Genomic DNA, 15990 nt, shown 5'->3' with positions numbered 1-15990 from the left:
AACCGATGCCGTCCCAACCCGGCAAACTCTATCTCGTCAGCCTGGGCACGGGAGACCCCGACCATCTGACCCTGCGGGCCGACCGCATCATGCGCGAGGCCGACCTGGTGCTGGGCCAGGCCGACGCGCCCGCCCGCTATCCCGGACAACTGGCCGGCAAGCGCTTCATGGAAGCCGGCCATGGCCTGTTCACGCCCATGGCGAGACGCCGCGCCTCGCCGGACGAGGTCGAGGCCGAAGAGGCGCCGCGCCGCCAGGCCATTCGCGCCTGCGTCGCGGCGGGCGGCATCGTGGCGGTCCTCACGCAGGGCGATCCGACGCTGTACGGTCCGCAGATCGGCTACCTGGACGCGTTCCGCGATCTGGCTCCCGAGGTCGTGCCTGGCATCTCCAGCTTCGCCGCGGGCAACGCCGCCCTGGGCTGCGCCGTGACGGGCGGCGCCACGAGCCAGTCGGTGATCCTGAGCCTGGGCAAGAACGCCAACGAAGGCTATGCAGGCAGCGACCGCCTGTCGGTGCTGGCGCAAAGCCGCAGCGCGCTGGTGCTGTTCACGATGCGGACCGACCTGGTCCGGGTGGTGGAGGAATTGCGCGCCGGCTATCCCGGCGGCACGCCCGTGGCCATCGTCTGCCATGCCGGGCGCGAGGCGCGGCAGCAGGTGCTGCGCGCGACACTCGATACGCTGGTGGAGGTGGCCGGCCGGCATGAACTGCCGTTCGAGCACCTCGTCTATGTGGGGGACTTCCTGGAGCGTCCGGCCGGCGACTACCAGGACGGTTGATGCGCCAGCGGGACGTCCTGGCCGTCCCGCGACGACTGCAGCATGGCCAGGCAGATCTCCAGCGTGGCCCGGGCCCAGCGGCCATCGTGCCGGGGAGCCCGCCCTTGCCGCACGGCGGCCACCAGTTCGTCGATCACTTCATGGCGCGGCACGGCCGGGCGCTCCAGCGGTACCCAGCGTTTCTCGTTGTCGGCGTGGATGGCGATGCCGTCGGGCAGCGGCCGCAGGTCGGCCTGGTCGCAGGACACGATGATGGGGCCGAAGTGCTGATAGGACCGGGGCTCGTCGTCGTCGGCCGGCGGTTTGTAGGCCGATCCGCCATAGGTGCCGGCGGCCTTGGCGCGGGCCTCTTCCTCCGGCGAGGCCACGGCGGCCAGCTTGCGCCGCGCGGCGCCGTAGTCGTCGGGCGACTTGCGGTTGCCCATCTCGCCTATCCAGCCCGTCCATTCGTCGGAATCGAAATGCGCGTAGCCGTTGTAGGACAGCGAGGCGTAGGCGCCCGATTCGAACCACAGCATGGCCGAATAGGCGCCCTCGGTGACGCGGCGCGGATCCCAGTTGCCGACCGCGGCGCGCAGCCGCGTGGGCGGCGAACCGGCCAGCAGCCGCACGATGTCCACCTGGTGCGCGGCCTGGCTGAAGATGGCGCCGCCGCCCTCTGCGGTCACCAGTTCCTCCGGCCGGCGCGGACGGTACAGGTAGTCGGTGTAGTTCAGCGCATGGATCATGCGCACTTTGCCGAACTCGCCGCTGGCGATCAGTTCGCGGGTCTTCAGGTAGGGCGTGTCGAAGCTGTGGCAGTGCCCCACGATCAGATGCACGCCGGCGCGCTCGCAAGCCGCGATCATGCGGTCGCATTCGTCCATCGCCAGCGCCATGGGCTTTTCCACCAGCACGTGCTTGCCATGCCCCGCGGCGATCTCGGCGTGACGGGCGTGGAACTGATGGGGACTGGCGACGTAGATCGCGTCCAGCGACGGATCGGCCGCCAGCGCTTCGATGTCGCCATGCACCGGCGCGCCGAAGTCGCGCGCGAACTGCCCGCGCGCGGCCTCCCGAGGGTCGCAAGCCGCCGCCAGCACGATGCGCGCATCGCCCAGGAAGGTCGGCAGCATCAGCGAAAAGGCGCGTCCCAGCCCAGCTACGCCCAGCCGCAATGGAGCAATCGACATCAGACTTCCTCCGAAAATCCATGACCCGACCCGGGGCACCGCGGATCCGGCTCCGCCGGTCCGTAAGTAGAGCCCCCCGGGGGGCGCGCGTAAGCGCGTAGGGGGGGGCTATACCTCATAGTTGGAGTCGAGTCGCTGGGGGGCGGGTACGTCGTCCCACACGTGCGACACCTTGTATTCGCGCCAGTCGACCGACTTGGGCACGATGGCCTGGAACGAACAGATGTCCCTGGGGATGGCGTTCTCTCCCAGAGCGATGGGCGTCTCGCCCGACGCGAACTCGTCCAGCGCGGCCAGCATCCGGCGCCGGAACTCCACGATGGCCAGGTCGCTGGTGCCCAGCCTTTCCTCGGACCGGTCGGCCAGGGGACCCATGGTCACCCACATGGCGATGTCCTGGTTGGGGAAGCCGGTGATGCCGGTGAAGTTGCCCGCCTTCATCGCCTGGCGGTCCTGCCAGAAGCGGTTGTCGTGGTTGCGGTGGGGCCGGTAGCGCTCGTCCACGTCGGGGCCGATCTGCGTCCGCAGGAACTTGCGCCAGGTCTCGGTATCGGGCGTCTTGGCGGGATGGCCCCAGGCCAGGAAGTAGAACGCCGTGTTGGTGTCGTCCATGGGCACGTTCACGTTGGCGACGTTGTACAGGTTGTTGGGCGGGACCAGCACGGTGAACGGCGCGACGAACACGGTCGAGCGCACGTAGTCCTGCGTGTCGGCGTCGAAGATGGGGCGGCGGATGGCGGCGTAGCGGAAACCGTAGGGCGTGCGCTCGACCTGCAGGCGCGGCGCCTTGTCGGTGGACGGACGCAGCCAGTTCTTGTCGGTGGCTTCGGCGCCGCTGACCTTGGCGGGCACGAAGTCCGACGAGTGCAGGCTGGAGCTGTGGGCCGAGTCGATCGCGCCTTCCAGGACCTGCGCCCAGTTGCAGGGCAGGATGACCTTGGCGATGCTGACCTTGGCGTCCCGGGTCGGCGCCCAGGGCGGGGGGACGAACTCGGGCGCGTCTTCCTCCGTGCCCAGGAATACCCATACCATGCCGCCCCACTCGCGCGTGGGGTAGGCCTTGGTCCGCACCTTCGAGGCCATGGGGCTGGTCTCGGGCTCGGACGCCATGTCCAGCACCTGCCCGGTCACGTCCATCTTCCAGCCGTGGTACAGGCAGCGCAACCCGCCTTCCTCGTTGCGGCCATAGACCAGCGAGACCCGCCGGTGCGGGCATTTTTCATCCAGCGCGCCGATGCGGCCCTGGGTGTCGCGGAACACGACCAGGTCCAGGCCCAGCAGCCGGGCGTGCACCGGAGCGCCGTCCGGCTCGGCCACTTCCTCGATCAGGCACAGCGGCAGCCAGTGGCGGCGCATCAGCGCGCCCATGGGGGCATCGCCCTCCACGCGGCACAGCCGCTCGTTCTTTTCACGCGACAACATGCTGTTTCTCCTTCAATTTTCCGGCTTGATGCCCGCGGCCTTGATGGGGCCGGCATAGCGGCGGGCTTCCTCGTCGATGGCTTGCGCATACTCGGACGGCGTTCCGCCCACGGGCTCGATGCCCAGCCCCTGCAATTGCTTGATGACCTCGGGCTGCTTGACCACCTTGGCGATCTCGACGCTGAGCTTTTGCACGATGGCCTGGGGCGTACCGGTAGGCGCCAGCACGCCCACGGTGACGGCGAAATTGAAATCGGGAACGATCTCGGAGATGGCGGGGACGTCGGGCGCCAGCGTCGAGCGCTTGAGCGAATTCGTGGCCAGGATCTTGGCCTGCCCCTTTTGCGCGAACCCCGACAGCGAAGGCAGGGCGGCCACCACCAGGTCCACCTGCTTGCCCACCAGCGCGGGCACGGCCTGGCCCGAACCGCGGAACGGGACATGGTCCAGCCGCAGGTTCAGCGCGCTTTTCAGGGCTTCCATCGTCAGGTGGTGGCTGCTGCCCACGCCCGAGGAGCCGTAGGTGATGCCGGTGGGGCTTTTCTTGGCCAGCTCGACGAATTCCTGCAGCGTATTGGCCGGAAAGTCGGGGCGGGCGGCGATGAACAGGGGCGAGGTCGCCACCAGCGAGACCGGCATGAAGTCGCGCTTGGGCTGATAGGCGAGATCCTTGTACAGCGACGGGTTGATCGACATCATCGAGCCGTCGGTGACCAGGAAGGTATAGCCATCGTGCGGGCTGTTCATCAGCGTCTGTGCGGCTACCACGCCGTTGGCGCCGGGCTTGTTCTCGACCACGAAGGACTTGCCCAGGTGCTCGGTCAGGCGCTGGCCGATGATGCGAGCTACCGTGTCGGGCAGGCCGCCGGTGGCGTAGGGCACGACGAAACGGACGGGGCGGGAGGGGTAGTCGGCCGCGTCGTCGGCGCTGGCCAACGCCGGAGCACAGCCCAGCAGCGCGACCAGGCCCAGGCGGGTGGCCGCCGTGGCGGCATCTCGGACGAGGCGGTGTACGGAATGGGTCATGGAGGTCTCCTAGGGTGGATGTCGCGCCTTGTTCCTGGCGCGTGTCTGCTCGCGAACCGTGTCCCAGCCATCCGGGCACACTGGTTTATTAGAGCTATAAGAATAATATTAAAGCCCTAAGTATTTTTCAAGCCCCTTCCGAGGCCCCCCGGACGGGTATCATTTGCGCGAGCACACCCCCCGGAAGACCATGAGTTCCGCCGAAGACACCCGCAAGATCCTGGAGCATTGGCAGCGCGCGGCGCCCAACGACCGCCTGGCCCACCTCGTCAAGGACGCCACGCGCGCCTTCGTCCGCGCCTTGCAGATGCGACTGAACGAGCATCACGTATCGTTCGGACATTGGGCCTTCCTGCGCATCCTGTGGGTCCAGGACGGGCTGACGCAGCGCGAACTGAGCGACGAGGCGGGCGTGATGGAGCCCACCACCTACAGCGCGCTCAAGGCCATGGAGGCCCTGGGCTACGTCGAGCGCAAGCACCTGCCGGGCAACAAGAAGAACATGTACGTGTACCTGACGGACCGGGGCCGCGAGCTCGAGCGCAAGCTGATCCCGCTGGCCGAGGACGTCAACCGCATCGGCATCCGGGGGCTGACGGCGGACGAAATAGGTGTGGCGCGCAAGGTGCTGCTGGGCATCATCGCCAACCTGGCCGAGGACGAGGAAAAGGCCGAGGAACGCAGCCTGCGCATTCCATCCACCCGGGAGTTGTCGCGCCGCGTATCCGAGCGCGTGGAGCGCCAGCGCGCCCGCGCGCCCCGGCGTGAAACCGAGGCGCGGGCGCAGGCCGCCGCGCCGCGCCGCAGGCGGGCCACCGTCCATGACGAGTGACGCGCGGGCCGGGACCGCCCTGGTGTGGTTCCGGCGCGACCTGCGCAGCTTCGACCATGCGGCGCTGCATCAGGCGCTGATCCGCTACGGGAAGGTGCATTGCGCCTTCGTCTTCGATACCGACATTCTCGATGCCCTGCCCGCCCGCGCGGATCGACGCGTGGCGTTCATCCATGCCTGTGTGGTGGAGCTGGACGAGGCGCTGGACCGCCTGGCGCGCGAGGCGGGAGCCGCGGGAAGCGGCCTGATCGTCCGCCACGGCGGCGCGGCGGCATGCATCGTCCGGCTGGCGCGGGAACTCGGGGTGCGCGAGGTCCTGGCCAATCGCGACTACGAGCCCGATGCCATTGCGCGCGACCAGCGGGTGGCGCGGGAGCTGGCGGACTGCGGCATCGCCTTCAGCGACTACAAGGACCAGGTGGTGCTGGACAGGGATGAACTGCTGACGCAGCAGGGGCAGCCCTACAGCGTGTTCACGCCGTACCGGCGAGCGTGGCTGCAGCGGGCGGATGGCTTCCAGCTCGCGTCCTATCCGGTCGAGCGCCATGCCGCTCGCCTGGCGCCCAAGCCCCCGGGCGAGCATCCGCCCGCGCTGGAGGCGCTGGGTTTCCTGCCCACCAACCTGTCCGAGCTGGCGCTGCCCACCGGCATGCGGGGCGGCCGCGCGCTGCTGCGGGATTTCGAACGCCGCCTGGCGCGCTACCACGAGACCCGGGACTATCCCGCGCGCAAGGGGGTCTCGTACCTGTCCACTCACCTGCGCTTCGGCACCGTGTCCATCCGCCAACTGGCCGCGCTGGCACGCCGCCATGGCGGCGAGGGGGCGCAGGCCTGGCTGTCGGAACTGGTCTGGCGCGAGTTCTATCAGATGATCCTGTGGCACCACCCGCACGTGGTGCATGGCTGCTTCAAGCCCGCCTTCGATCGCCTGTCCTGGGACGACGCGCCCGAGCTCTGGCAGGCCTGGCGCGAGGCCCGCACGGGCTACCCGCTGGTGGATGCGGCGATGCGCCAGTTGCACCAGACCGGCTACATGCACAATCGCCTGCGCATGGTGGCGGCCTCGTTCCTGACCAAGGACCTGGGCATAGACTGGCGCCGGGGCGAGCGGCACTTCGCCCGGCACCTGAACGACTACGACCTGGCGGCCAACAACGGCGGCTGGCAATGGGCGGCGTCCACGGGCTGCGACGCGCAGCCGTGGTTCCGCATTTTCAATCCGGTCACCCAGTCCGAGAAGTTCGATCCCGACGGCGGCTTCATCCGTCGCTACCTGCCCGAACTGGCGCGCGTGCCCGACCGGTACATCCATTTTCCGGCCGCGATGCGGCCGGTGGATGCCAAGGCGTGCGGCCTGCGGCTGGGGCGGGACTATCCGCTGCCGGTCGTGGACCACGCGCGGGCGCGCACGCGTACGTTGATGCGATTCGAGGCGGTGAAATCCCTTCCCGCCTGAATACCGCGCCGCTTCAATCGACCGACCCGGCGTAGGCGGCCAGGTCCTTCAACAGGACCGACAGGTTGCGGCTGCCGACTTCCCTGACCATCTCTTCCTGGGCCACCGCCACGGCCCGCCCGAAATCATCCAGCCACGCCAGTCCCGTGGGTGTGAAGCGCACGATGCGGGCCCGCTTGTCCGCCGGATCGGCCACGCGTTCCACCAGGCCCAGTTCCTCGCACTGTCCTATCAATTCGTTCATTGCCGCGTTGGTCATGGCCGAGCGCCGGGCCAGGTCGGTGATGCGCGTGCCGTCCAGGTCCAGGTGGCGGGTCAGGTTCACGTGCCAGCGGCGAGTCTCGGCGTGTCCCGCCTCGGTCATCAGGTCCATGACGCGCTGCTCGAAGCGGCGCAAGGCGCTGTTGAGCACGCGGCCGGGATTGTGGGTACGCCAGTGGTAGGCGTTGCTATCAAGGGTTTTCACGGGATCGAATCGGATTGTGCGGGGCCATTTGCTTTGGTAACCTAAATAAATATCGAACCGGGCCGCCCGGAAAAGGAAACATACGATGCTTGACGACGCACAGTCTACTGTCGGGGGCCTGGACCGGCTCGACGTCGACGTGCTGGTCGCCGGGGGCGGGCCGTGCGGGCTGATGCTGGCGAACGAGCTCGGGCCGCGCGGCGTGCGCTGCCTGGTCGTGGACGCCAAGCCGGGCACCGCCTTCAATCCGCAGGCCAACGCCACCCAGGCGCGAACCATGGAGCACTTCCGCCGGCTGGGCTTCGCGCACGAGATCCGGGCGCTGGGCTTGCCTGCCGACCATCCCACGGACATCGCGTACTTCACGCGCTACGCGGGCCACGAGCTCGCGCGCATCAAGCTGCCCACGGCCGCCCAGGCCGCAGTACGGATCAAGACCATGACGGGTTCCTGGAGCGCCGCCGAACTGCCGCACCGCGTGTCGCAGAAATTCGTCGAGGCGGCGCTGCGGCGGCATGCCCAGGCCTGGCCGTCGATCGACCTGCGCTACGGGTGGGCCTTGAAGGAATTCCGCGAGGAGGACGATGGCATCGTCGCGCGAGTGCAGCCCGTGAAGGGCGGCGACCCCGTGGAGGTGAAGGCGAGGTTCCTGGTGGGCGCCGACGGCGCGCGCAGTTTCGTCAGGGGACAACTGGGCATTGAGTGGGGCGGCGTGACGGGCATCCAGCGCGAGTTCATGGGCGGCAAGATGTTCGCCATCTACCTGCGCTCGCCCGAACTCCTGTCCAGGCTGCCCCATGCCAAGGCCTGGATGTACGTCGCGGTCAACCACCAGCGGCGCGCCTTCATGGCGTCGGTGGACGGCGTGGCCGAATTCGCCTTCCATGCCGCGGTCCACCCCGGAGAGACCCCGGAAAGCTGGACCGAGGCCGATGCCCGCCGCATCTTCGCCGAAGCCGTGGGAGCGGACGTGCCGATGGAGATCCTGTCCATGGGCACCTGGCTGGCCGGGCACGCGCTGGTCGCCCGGCGCTTTCGCCGCGGCCGTGCGTTCATCGCCGGCGACGCGGCACATCTGTTTACGCCCACCGGCGGCCTGGGCTACAACACGGCGGTCGAGGATGCCGTGAACCTGGCGTGGAAGCTCGCCAGCGTGCTGAAGGGACAGGCGCCGCCGGCGCTGCTGGACAGCTACGAGGCCGAGCGCAGGCCGCTGGCCGAGCGGAATACCGGCTTTGCCAGGCGCTTCGCCGATTCGGTGGGGCTGTTCCAGGCCAGGGCCGTGCTGGAAGCGGATACGCCGCAGGGCGAGGCCGAACGCATGGCGGCCGCGCGCCACCTGGACGAGCATGCGCGGCTGGAGTTCAACATTCCCGGCGTCACGTTCGGGGGGCGCTACGACGGCTCGCCCATCATCGTGGGCGACGGCGTGCCGCCGCCGCCGGACGAACCCAACCAGTACGTCCCCACCGCCAGTCCCGGCGGCCGGCCACCGCACATGTGGCTGGAGGACGGCCGTTCGCTGTTCGACCTGTTCCACCGCGAATGGACGCTGCTGGTGCTGGGCGAGGACGAGGCGCCGCACACGGGTTTCGAGATCGCCGCGCGGGAGCTGGCCATCGACCTGAAGCCCCTCCGCTTGGCGTCGCCGGCGCTGCGCGCGTTGTACGAAGCGCCGCTGGCCCTCATCCGGCCCGACCAGATCGTCGCCTGGCGGGGCGCAAACGCCGGCGAAGCGCGCGCCGTGCTTGCGCGAGTAACCGGCCGCCAGGCTTAACCCCGCACCAACGGCCCTTTCAGGAGGCCGAGCGGCGTGGCGTCGAGGACCACCGCAAATGGGGCGCGATAGCGGCCAGGGCGAAACTGCAGCTCGATTGAGGAATGAGCGCAGGGTCTATTCCTTTAGTCCTTGAAGGTGGCCTGGGCCGCCTTGATGGCGGCTTCGGAGCCCTGGAAGTTAACGGCCTTAATGGTTCCGTTTGGCGTACGCTCGAACTTCACTGTCACGCCGCCATGGGGCGCCGCCGCTCGCCGTGCCCTTTGGGTAATGTTTTTCTCAATCTCCGCCATTGCCGCTCGCATGAGGTCATCCGTGCTCGGCATCTTGATATCGAACTTGATCATTTGTTGTCCTTCGGCGGGCAGGGGTCGTTGCCGTAAGAGTCGCGAGCACGGATGCGCCCGTTCTGGCCGTGGATCAGCAGTTCGCCCTGGCCTTGGCGCGCCATTTGTCGACCGGTTTCGATCGCTTGGGCCTGTGTGTCGAACACCTGGGTTGCGCGTTGCCCGCCTTCGCGTAGCGCGCCCCAGCCATTATCGCGCTGGACGACATGAACGTTTTCCGGTTGGCCATCACGAACCTCCGTTTCGGAGAAGTTGACTTAGATGAGTTTACAAACGACAATATTAATAGTCAAGTTGTAAACAATGGCGCGGAGAAATCATGATCGGAAACCGACTCAAGAGGGCGCGCGAGGCCCTCGGGTTGTCGCTGCGCGAACTGGAAGCCGCTATTCAACGGCAGGTCTCGGCTCAGGCCATCGGCAAGTACGAACGCGATGAGATGATGCCGAGTTCAACGATCTTGCTGGCGATGGCCAAAGCCCTGCAGGTCTCGCCCGAGTACCTGCTGAGCGAGCGCGAAATCGAACTGACGGGCGTGGACTTCCGGAAAGCGCCCCATGCAGGCGCCAAGGAGGAGCGTGCCGTGGAAGCTACTGTGTTGGATCAGGTCGAGCGGTACCTGGAGCTGGAAGAGTTGCTACCCGGTGTGGAGCAACCCTGGGATGCTCCCGACGATCAAGCATTTCAAATTGGCCGCATCGAGGACGCCGAGCGGGCGGCCGAGGTATTGCGCCGGCTCTGGAAGCTTGGCATTGACCCCATCCCGTTCATGTCGGAGTTGCTCGAGGACAAGGGCATCAAAGTGATCGCTTTGGAATTGCCGGAGAACGTGTCCGGCTCCAAGGCATTCGTGCGACGCCCCGACAGTCAGGATGTGCCGGTGATCGTGGTGAACCAGCGGCACAATGGGGAGCGGCAGCGATTCACGCTCGCTCATGAGCTCGCTCACTTGGTGTTGCGCTTTAGCGGGCTCAGCGATGCGGAACAGGAAAAGGCCGCGGATCGGTTCGCCGGCGCCTTCCTGATGGCCAAGGACATGGTGCTTCGGCTGTTGGGATCGCATCGAACGTCCATTTCCATCGGCGAACTGGTTGAATTAAAGAAGCTGTTCAAGGTTAGCATCGCATCACTGGTTGTGCGATGCGCGCAATTGGAAATCGTCACCAAGGCGGTCTATGGGCGCTTGTGGGCTCAGATCAAAGACCTGGGCTGGAATAGCCAAGCTTCCAGTGAGCCAGGCGCGCTGAAGGCGGAAGTGCCGCAGCGGATGGAGCGCCTATGCTTGCGAGCTGTCGCCGAAGGCGCCATATCGGAAGCTCGGGCGGCCGAGTTGCTGTGCATCAGCGTTCGTGAGTTGGATCGTAGATTGATGGGGCAGCCTGCCTGACCCACCATGATCATCCTGGTTTCTGACACATCCGTCTTGGTCGACTTGGAGAGGGGTGGGCTACTTGAGCAAGCGTTTTCATGTGGCTTGACGATGGTGGTGCCAGACCTGCTTTACGTTCGCGAGCTGGAGCCCGAAAATGGCCCCTTGCTGCGCAGGCTGGGCTTGGGGGTCGTGGCCTTGAGTCCGGATGAGGTCGAGTTCGCGCAGCAGATCCGAAAGCAACGTCCGGGCTTGTCCCTGCCGGACTGTTTCGCGCTGAGTTGTGCGCGACGCCAGGGCCATGCCCTTGTTTCTGGCGATAAACTCTTACGGACAGAGGCCCAAGCACGCCATTGCATCGTCTATGGATTGCTGTGGATGCTGGATCAGATGGAGGCGTCGGGGAACGTTGACTCCTCGATGCTCCATGAAGGACTCTCGCGCATCTGGAACCACCCGCGCAAACGGCTGCCGAAGGGGGAGGTACTGAGACGGCTGGAGTGCTGGGCGCCGCGCTGACGGCAACGCCCAGAGCCGACTGGCATCACTCCACCGTCACGCTCTTGGCCAGGTTGCGCGGCTTGTCCACGTCGGTGCCGCGCGCGCAGGCCGTGTGATAGGCCAGCAATTGCATCGGCACCACGTGCAGGATGGGCGAGAGCCAGCCGTAGTGCTCGGGCATGCGGATCACGTGCACGCCGGTTTCCGAGCGGATGTTGCTGCCCGCGTCGGCGAACACGTACAGGTGGCCGCCGCGCGCGCGCACTTCCTGCATGTTCGATTGCAGCTTCTTGAGCAGGGCGTCCTGCGGCGCCACGGTGATCACGGGCATCTGGTCGGTGACCAGGGCCAGCGGGCCGTGCTTGAGCTCGCCGGCGGGATAGGCCTCGGCGTGGATGTAGCTGATTTCCTTGAGCTTGAGCGCGCCTTCGAGCGCGATCGGATAGTGCATGCCGCGGCCCAGGAACAGCGCGTTTTCCTTGCGCACGAACTCCTCGGCCCACGAGATGATCTGCGGCTCCAGGGCCAGCACGGCCTGGATGGCGACCGGCAGGTGGCGCAGCGAGCGGATGTGGTCCGCTTCCTGTTCCTCGGACAGGCGGCCCTTGTTCTTGGCCAGCGCCAGCGTCAGCAGGAACAGCCCGACGAGCTGGGTGGTGAAGGCCTTGGTGGACGCGACGCCGATCTCCACGCCCGCGCGGGTCAGGAAGTTCAGCGTGCATTCGCGCACCATGGCGCTGGTGGCCACGTTGCAGATGGTCAGGGTGTGCTTCATGCCCTGCTGCTGCGCATGCTTGAGCGCGGCCAGGGTGTCGGCGGTCTCGCCCGATTGCGAGATGGTGACGACCAGGCTGCGCGGATTGGGCACGCTGGTGCGGTAGCGGTACTCGCTGGCGATCTCGACGGCGACGGGCACCTGCGCGATGGCTTCGATCCAGTACTTGGCGGTCAGGCCGGCGTAGTAGCTGGTGCCGCAAGCCAGGATCAGCACCGAGTCGATCTGGTCGAAGACGCTGGCGGCGGTATCGCCGAACAGCTCGGGCGTGACGGTCTCGATGTCCTGCAGGGTATCGCCGATGGCGCGCGGCTGCTCGAAGATTTCCTTCTGCATGTAGTGCCGGTAGGGGCCGAGGTCGGCCGCGGCGGTGTGCGCGACCACGGCGCGGGCCGGACGCTCGACCGGCTGGCCGTTCTCGTCGATGATCCAGACGCGCGCGAGCTGCAGGTCGACGACGTCGCCGTCTTCCAGGTAGATGATGTTGCTGGTGGTGCCGGTCAGGGCCAGGGCGTCGGAAGCCAGGAAGTTCTCGTTTTCGCCCAGGCCGACGATGAGCGGCGAGCCGTGGCGGGCGCCGACCACGCGGTGCGGTTCGTCGCGGCAGAAGGCGGCGATGGCGTAGGCACCCTGCAGGCGCTTGACCGTCTGCTGCATGGCGGCGAACAGGTCGCCGTCGTACAGGTGGTTGAGCAGGTGGGCGATGACCTCGGTGTCGGTCTGGCTTTCGAACTCGTAGCCGTAGCCTTGCAGTTCGGCGCGCAGTTCCTCGTAGTTCTCGATGATGCCGTTGTGCACCAGCGCGACGCGGCTGCGGCCGTTGCGGTCGGCCGAGAAGTGCGGGTGCGCGTTGTTGGTGGCGGGGGCGCCATGGGTGGCCCAGCGGGTGTGGGCGATGCCGGTGAAGCCGGTCACCTTTTCCCCGGCGATCAGCGACTCGAGCTCGGCCACGCGCGAGGTGCTGCGGGTACGCCGCAGTTCGCCCTCGAGATGGACCGCCACGCCGCAGGAATCATAGCCGCGGTACTCCAGGCGCTTCAGGCCTTCGATCAGAACGGGAACGATGTCGCGTTGGGCGACGGCGCCGACGATGCCACACATGGTACTGGTGTCCTTGATGAACGGGTTCGGCGCAATTCTGGTCTTTTCGGGAAGAAATGTAATTACTATTTTTAGGTATTTTTTTGTGAAAATTTCTCCGCCACGGGTAGAAGAATTTTTATTAAAAAAATACCATAATAGTTATTGAAAATTTCACTTCAGTCCGCCCATGACCCTGACCGTGGACCTCGACGACGTCGATCGGCGCATTCTGTCGGTTTTGCAGAACGACGCCACGCTGACCAACCAGGAACTGGCCGCGCGCGTGCACGTGTCGGCGCCGACCTGCCTGCGCCGCGTCCGGCGCCTGGTCGAGCAGGGGGTGATCGAGAAACAGGTGGCCATCGTCTCGCCCGAGAAGGTGGGCGCCGGCCTGACCGGCATCGTCGAGATCACGCTGGACGTGCAGGCGGCCGAGCGCCTGGCCGAATTCGAGGCCGCCATGGCGCGCGAGGCCGCCGTGACCCAGTGCTACCGGGTCTCGACGGGGCCGGACTTCGTGCTGGTGGTGCAGGTGCCCGACATGGCCGCCTATCACGCGCTGGCGCACCGGGCATTCACGGCACAGGGCAATGTGCGCAACGTCCGCACGTTTTTTTCGGTGCACCGGAGCAAGTTCGATACGCGGGTGGCGATCTGAGGCTTATTTTTTGACCGGCCGCTTCCAGCCTTCCACCGTCGCCTGCGGCGCCCGCGAGAGCGTGAGCCTGTCAGCGGGCGCATCCTTGGTCAGCGTGGTGCCGGCGCCCAGCGTGGCGCCACGGCCCACCGTGACGGGCGCGACCAGTTGGGTATCCGAGCCGATGAAGACGTCGTCCTCGATCACGGTGCGCGACTTGTTGACGCCGTCGTAGTTGCAGGTGATGGTGCCGGCGCCGATGTTCACCCGCGCGCCCACGGTCGCGTCGCCGACGTAGCTGAGGTGGTTGGCCTTGGAACCGGTGTCGAAGCTGCTGTTCTTGATCTCGACGAAGTTGCCCACGTGCGTCTGGTCGCCCAGCTGTGTGCCGGGGCGTAGCCGCGCGTAGGGGCCGATGCGGGCGTCGGCGCCCACGGTGGCGCCGTCCAGGTGGCTGAAGGCCGCCACGCGGGTGCCCGCGCCGACGCGCACGTCGCGCAGCACGCAATTCGGGCCGACCGACACGCCATCGGCCAGTTCGACGTTGCCCTCGAAGACGCAGCCCACGTCGATGAAGACGTCGCGGCCGCAGCGGAGGTTGCCGCGCACGTCGAAGCGGGCCGGGTCGGCCAGCGTGACGCCTGCTTCCAGCTGGCGCTCGGCCTGGGCGCGCTGGTAGATGCGTTCCAGCTCGGCCTGCTGCACGCGGCTGTTCACGCCCAGTGTTTCCCAGTCGTGGTCGGGGGCGGCGGACAGCACGGGCACGCCGTCGGCCACCGCCATCGCGATGATGTCGGTCAGGTAGTATTCGCCCTGGGCGTTGTCGTTCTTGAGCGCGGCCAGCCAGCGCTTGAGCGCGGCGGTGGGCGCGGCCAGGATGCCGGTGTTGACTTCGCGTATGGCGCGTTCCTCGGGCGAGGCGTCCTTGTGTTCGACCACCCGGTCGATGGAGCCGGCGCCGTTGCGCACGATGCGGCCATAGCCGGTGGCGTCGTCCAGTTCCACCGTCAGCACGGCCACGGCGCCGGGCTTCGAGGCCTGGGCGTCCAGCAGCCGTTTCAGGGTGTCGCTGTTCACCAGCGGCACGTCGCCGTACAGGACCAGGGTGACGTCGCCGGGGCCGTCGCTGCCGGCCAGTTCGGGTACCGCTTGTTGCACGGCGTGCCCCGTGCCCAGCTGGGGTTGTTGTAAAACGAATCCGAGGTCCGTGTCCTGCTCGTAATGGCGCTTGACCGTGTCGGCGCCATGGCCGACCACCAGGACGATGCGGGAGGGGTCCAGCGCCCGGGCGGCGCCGAGCACGTGGGTCAGCATGGGACGGCCCGCCAGCCCGTGGAGCACCTTGGGCAGGTCGGACTTCATGCGCTTGCCCATGCCGGCGGCCAGGATCACGATGTTGAGCATTTGCAGCACTACTCCGGTTGGAGATGGGTGAAAGCGTGGCAGTTTAAGGCAGCTTCGAGACGAACATATGATCAGAAGTGTATTGATCGTTGTCATCCTGGGCCTGGTGGCCGCCTGCAGCGGCGTGAAGCTGGGCTACAACAGCGCGGACAAGGTTTTGGCCTGGCGCATGGACGACTGGTTCGACCTGTCGGATGGCCTGCGCCAGCCGGCCCGCGACCGCCTGCACCGGGTGCTGGCCTGGCACCGGCGCGAGGAATTGCCGCGCTACGCCGATATTCTGCGCTCGGCCGAACGCAGGCTGGTAGACCCGGCGCCGCTCAGCGCGTCCGAACTGCTGGCTTTGCAACAACAGGTGACGGGCCGCCTGCAGGTGCTGGGCGGCCGGGTGGCCGACGAGTTCGCCGAGGTACTGGTCCAGTTCGGTCCCGCGCAGCGCCGCCGCCTGCTGGCGCGGCTGGCCGAGAACAACGACGAGTTCCGCGAAGACTATGTGGATGCCGATGCGGACGCCGTGCGCAAGCGCCGCATCGACCAGATGGTGGACCGCTATCAATTCTGGCTGGGGCGGCTGTCCCCCGAACAGCGCGCCCATCTCGAGCAATGGGTGGACGCGCGCGGCGCGGACGCGGCCTGGCGCCTGTCGCTGCGGCAGGACCGGCAACGGATATTCGTCGGTATCGTGGACGAGGCGGTCCGCAGCAAGTCGCCGCCGCAGACGGCCTCGCGTCTGCGGGCATTCTTCTCGGACCTGGAGACGCCGGCCGCGGCGCCGGTGCGGGCACGCCATGAAGACGGTGAACGGGCGCGCGCGCAGTTGACGGCCGATCTCTTCAACATGGCCACGCCGGCCCAGCGCGACAAGGCGCGCGAGCGGCTGCGCCGGCTGGCGGAGGATTGCCTGGCGCTGGCCGCGCAGGGCGCGGCGTCGTAGCGGTCTG

At 67.2% G+C, this 15990-nt stretch carries 15 protein-coding genes and 1 pseudogene; 8 read left to right on the top strand and 8 right to left on the bottom strand.

From position 1 onward, the window contains the following. Window positions 1–5 precede the first annotated feature (5 nt). Window positions 6–782, top strand: coding sequence for an SAM-dependent methyltransferase (locus R4823_RS26240; RefSeq protein ID WP_338616669.1), 777 nt, complete (start codon window positions 6–8; stop codon window positions 780–782). Here the strand turns inward: R4823_RS26240 and R4823_RS26235 are convergent. From R4823_RS26235 to R4823_RS26225, 3 genes are all read right to left on the bottom strand, one after another. Further along, on the bottom strand, window positions 767–1954 hold the full coding sequence (locus R4823_RS26235) for a Gfo/Idh/MocA family oxidoreductase (RefSeq protein WP_087838019.1): 1188 nt from the start codon (window positions 1952–1954) through the stop codon (window positions 767–769). The two genes, R4823_RS26240 and R4823_RS26235, sit on opposite strands and share 16 nt — an antisense overlap. A gap of 108 nt (window positions 1955–2062) precedes the next feature. Continuing rightward, window positions 2063–3376: a Rieske 2Fe-2S domain-containing protein gene (locus R4823_RS26230; protein WP_132979542.1), complete on the bottom strand. Its 1314-nt coding sequence runs from the start codon at window positions 3374–3376 to the stop codon at window positions 2063–2065. A gap of 12 nt (window positions 3377–3388) precedes the next feature. Continuing rightward, entirely contained in the window at window positions 3389–4402 is a 1014-nt protein-coding gene (locus R4823_RS26225; protein ID WP_087838017.1) for a tripartite tricarboxylate transporter substrate binding protein, read from the bottom strand. Window positions 4403–4592: 190 nt separating this feature from the next. Here R4823_RS26225 and R4823_RS26220 point away from each other — a divergent pair, with 190 nt between their 5' ends. Beyond that, window positions 4593–5234: a MarR family transcriptional regulator gene (locus R4823_RS26220; protein ID WP_087838016.1), complete on the top strand. Its 642-nt coding sequence runs from the start codon at window positions 4593–4595 to the stop codon at window positions 5232–5234. Further along, complete coding sequence (locus R4823_RS26215; protein ID WP_132979543.1) at window positions 5224–6690, top strand: deoxyribodipyrimidine photo-lyase; 1467 nt, start codon at window positions 5224–5226, stop codon at window positions 6688–6690. The genes R4823_RS26220 and R4823_RS26215 overlap by 11 nt, the downstream gene beginning before the upstream one ends. A 13-nt stretch (window positions 6691–6703) precedes the next feature. Here R4823_RS26215 and R4823_RS26210 read toward each other — a convergent pair whose 3' ends face one another. Continuing rightward, window positions 6704–7156 (bottom strand): MarR family transcriptional regulator, encoded by a 453-nt coding sequence (locus R4823_RS26210; protein ID WP_243724481.1) that lies wholly within the window; start codon window positions 7154–7156, stop codon window positions 6704–6706. A gap of 85 nt (window positions 7157–7241) precedes the next feature. On the opposite strand from R4823_RS26210, the gene R4823_RS26205 reads away from it, so the two are divergent. Continuing rightward, the gene (locus tag R4823_RS26205; RefSeq protein ID WP_087838005.1) at window positions 7242–8933 is read left to right on the top strand and encodes an FAD-dependent oxidoreductase; all 1692 of its coding nucleotides are present in this window, start codon (window positions 7242–7244) and stop codon (window positions 8931–8933) included. 125 nt (window positions 8934–9058) lie between these two features. Here R4823_RS26205 and R4823_RS26200 read toward each other — a convergent pair whose 3' ends face one another. Beyond that, window positions 9059–9280: a hypothetical protein gene (locus tag R4823_RS26200; protein WP_087838004.1), complete on the bottom strand. Its 222-nt coding sequence runs from the start codon at window positions 9278–9280 to the stop codon at window positions 9059–9061. After that, window positions 9277–9480 (bottom strand): annotated as a pseudogene (locus tag R4823_RS26195) (DUF2188 domain-containing protein); the annotation flags it as partial. The pseudogene R4823_RS26195 and the gene R4823_RS26200, both read right to left, overlap by 4 nt. Before the next feature lie 119 nt (window positions 9481–9599). Between R4823_RS26195 and R4823_RS26190 the strand changes: the two are divergent. Further along, window positions 9600–10667 carry an XRE family transcriptional regulator gene (locus R4823_RS26190; protein WP_087838003.1) on the top strand — a complete coding sequence of 356 codons (1068 nt, stop codon included), beginning with the start codon at window positions 9600–9602 and terminating at the stop codon, window positions 10665–10667. Window positions 10668–10673: 6 nt separating this feature from the next. Next, window positions 10674–11168 (top strand): hypothetical protein, encoded by a 495-nt coding sequence (locus tag R4823_RS26185; RefSeq protein WP_087838002.1) that lies wholly within the window; start codon window positions 10674–10676, stop codon window positions 11166–11168. A 25-nt stretch (window positions 11169–11193) separates the two neighbouring features. Here R4823_RS26185 and glmS read toward each other — a convergent pair whose 3' ends face one another. After that, on the bottom strand, window positions 11194–13026 hold the full coding sequence (gene glmS / locus R4823_RS26180) for a glutamine--fructose-6-phosphate transaminase (isomerizing) (protein WP_087838001.1): 1833 nt from the start codon (window positions 13024–13026) through the stop codon (window positions 11194–11196). Between the two features lie 169 nt (window positions 13027–13195). On the opposite strand from glmS, the gene R4823_RS26175 reads away from it, so the two are divergent. Further along, entirely contained in the window at window positions 13196–13666 is a 471-nt protein-coding gene (locus R4823_RS26175; RefSeq protein ID WP_087838000.1) for an Lrp/AsnC family transcriptional regulator, read from the top strand. A 3-nt stretch (window positions 13667–13669) separates the two neighbouring features. Here R4823_RS26175 and glmU read toward each other — a convergent pair whose 3' ends face one another. Beyond that, on the bottom strand, window positions 13670–15049 hold the full coding sequence (gene glmU / locus R4823_RS26170) for a bifunctional UDP-N-acetylglucosamine diphosphorylase/glucosamine-1-phosphate N-acetyltransferase GlmU (RefSeq protein ID WP_087837999.1): 1380 nt from the start codon (window positions 15047–15049) through the stop codon (window positions 13670–13672). Window positions 15050–15116: 67 nt separating this feature from the next. Between glmU and R4823_RS26165 the strand changes: the two genes are divergently transcribed. Next, the gene (locus R4823_RS26165; RefSeq protein WP_132979544.1) at window positions 15117–15983 is read left to right on the top strand and encodes a DUF6279 family lipoprotein; all 867 of its coding nucleotides are present in this window, start codon (window positions 15117–15119) and stop codon (window positions 15981–15983) included. Window positions 15984–15990: the final 7 nt, after the last annotated feature.

The organism is Pigmentiphaga sp. CHJ604, assembly GCF_036972535.1.
GTDB lineage: Bacteria > Pseudomonadota > Gammaproteobacteria > Burkholderiales > Burkholderiaceae_B > Pigmentiphaga > Pigmentiphaga daeguensis.
Note: the sequence above shows the minus strand (reverse complement) of the source record. Positions and strands in the feature narration are given on the sequence as shown.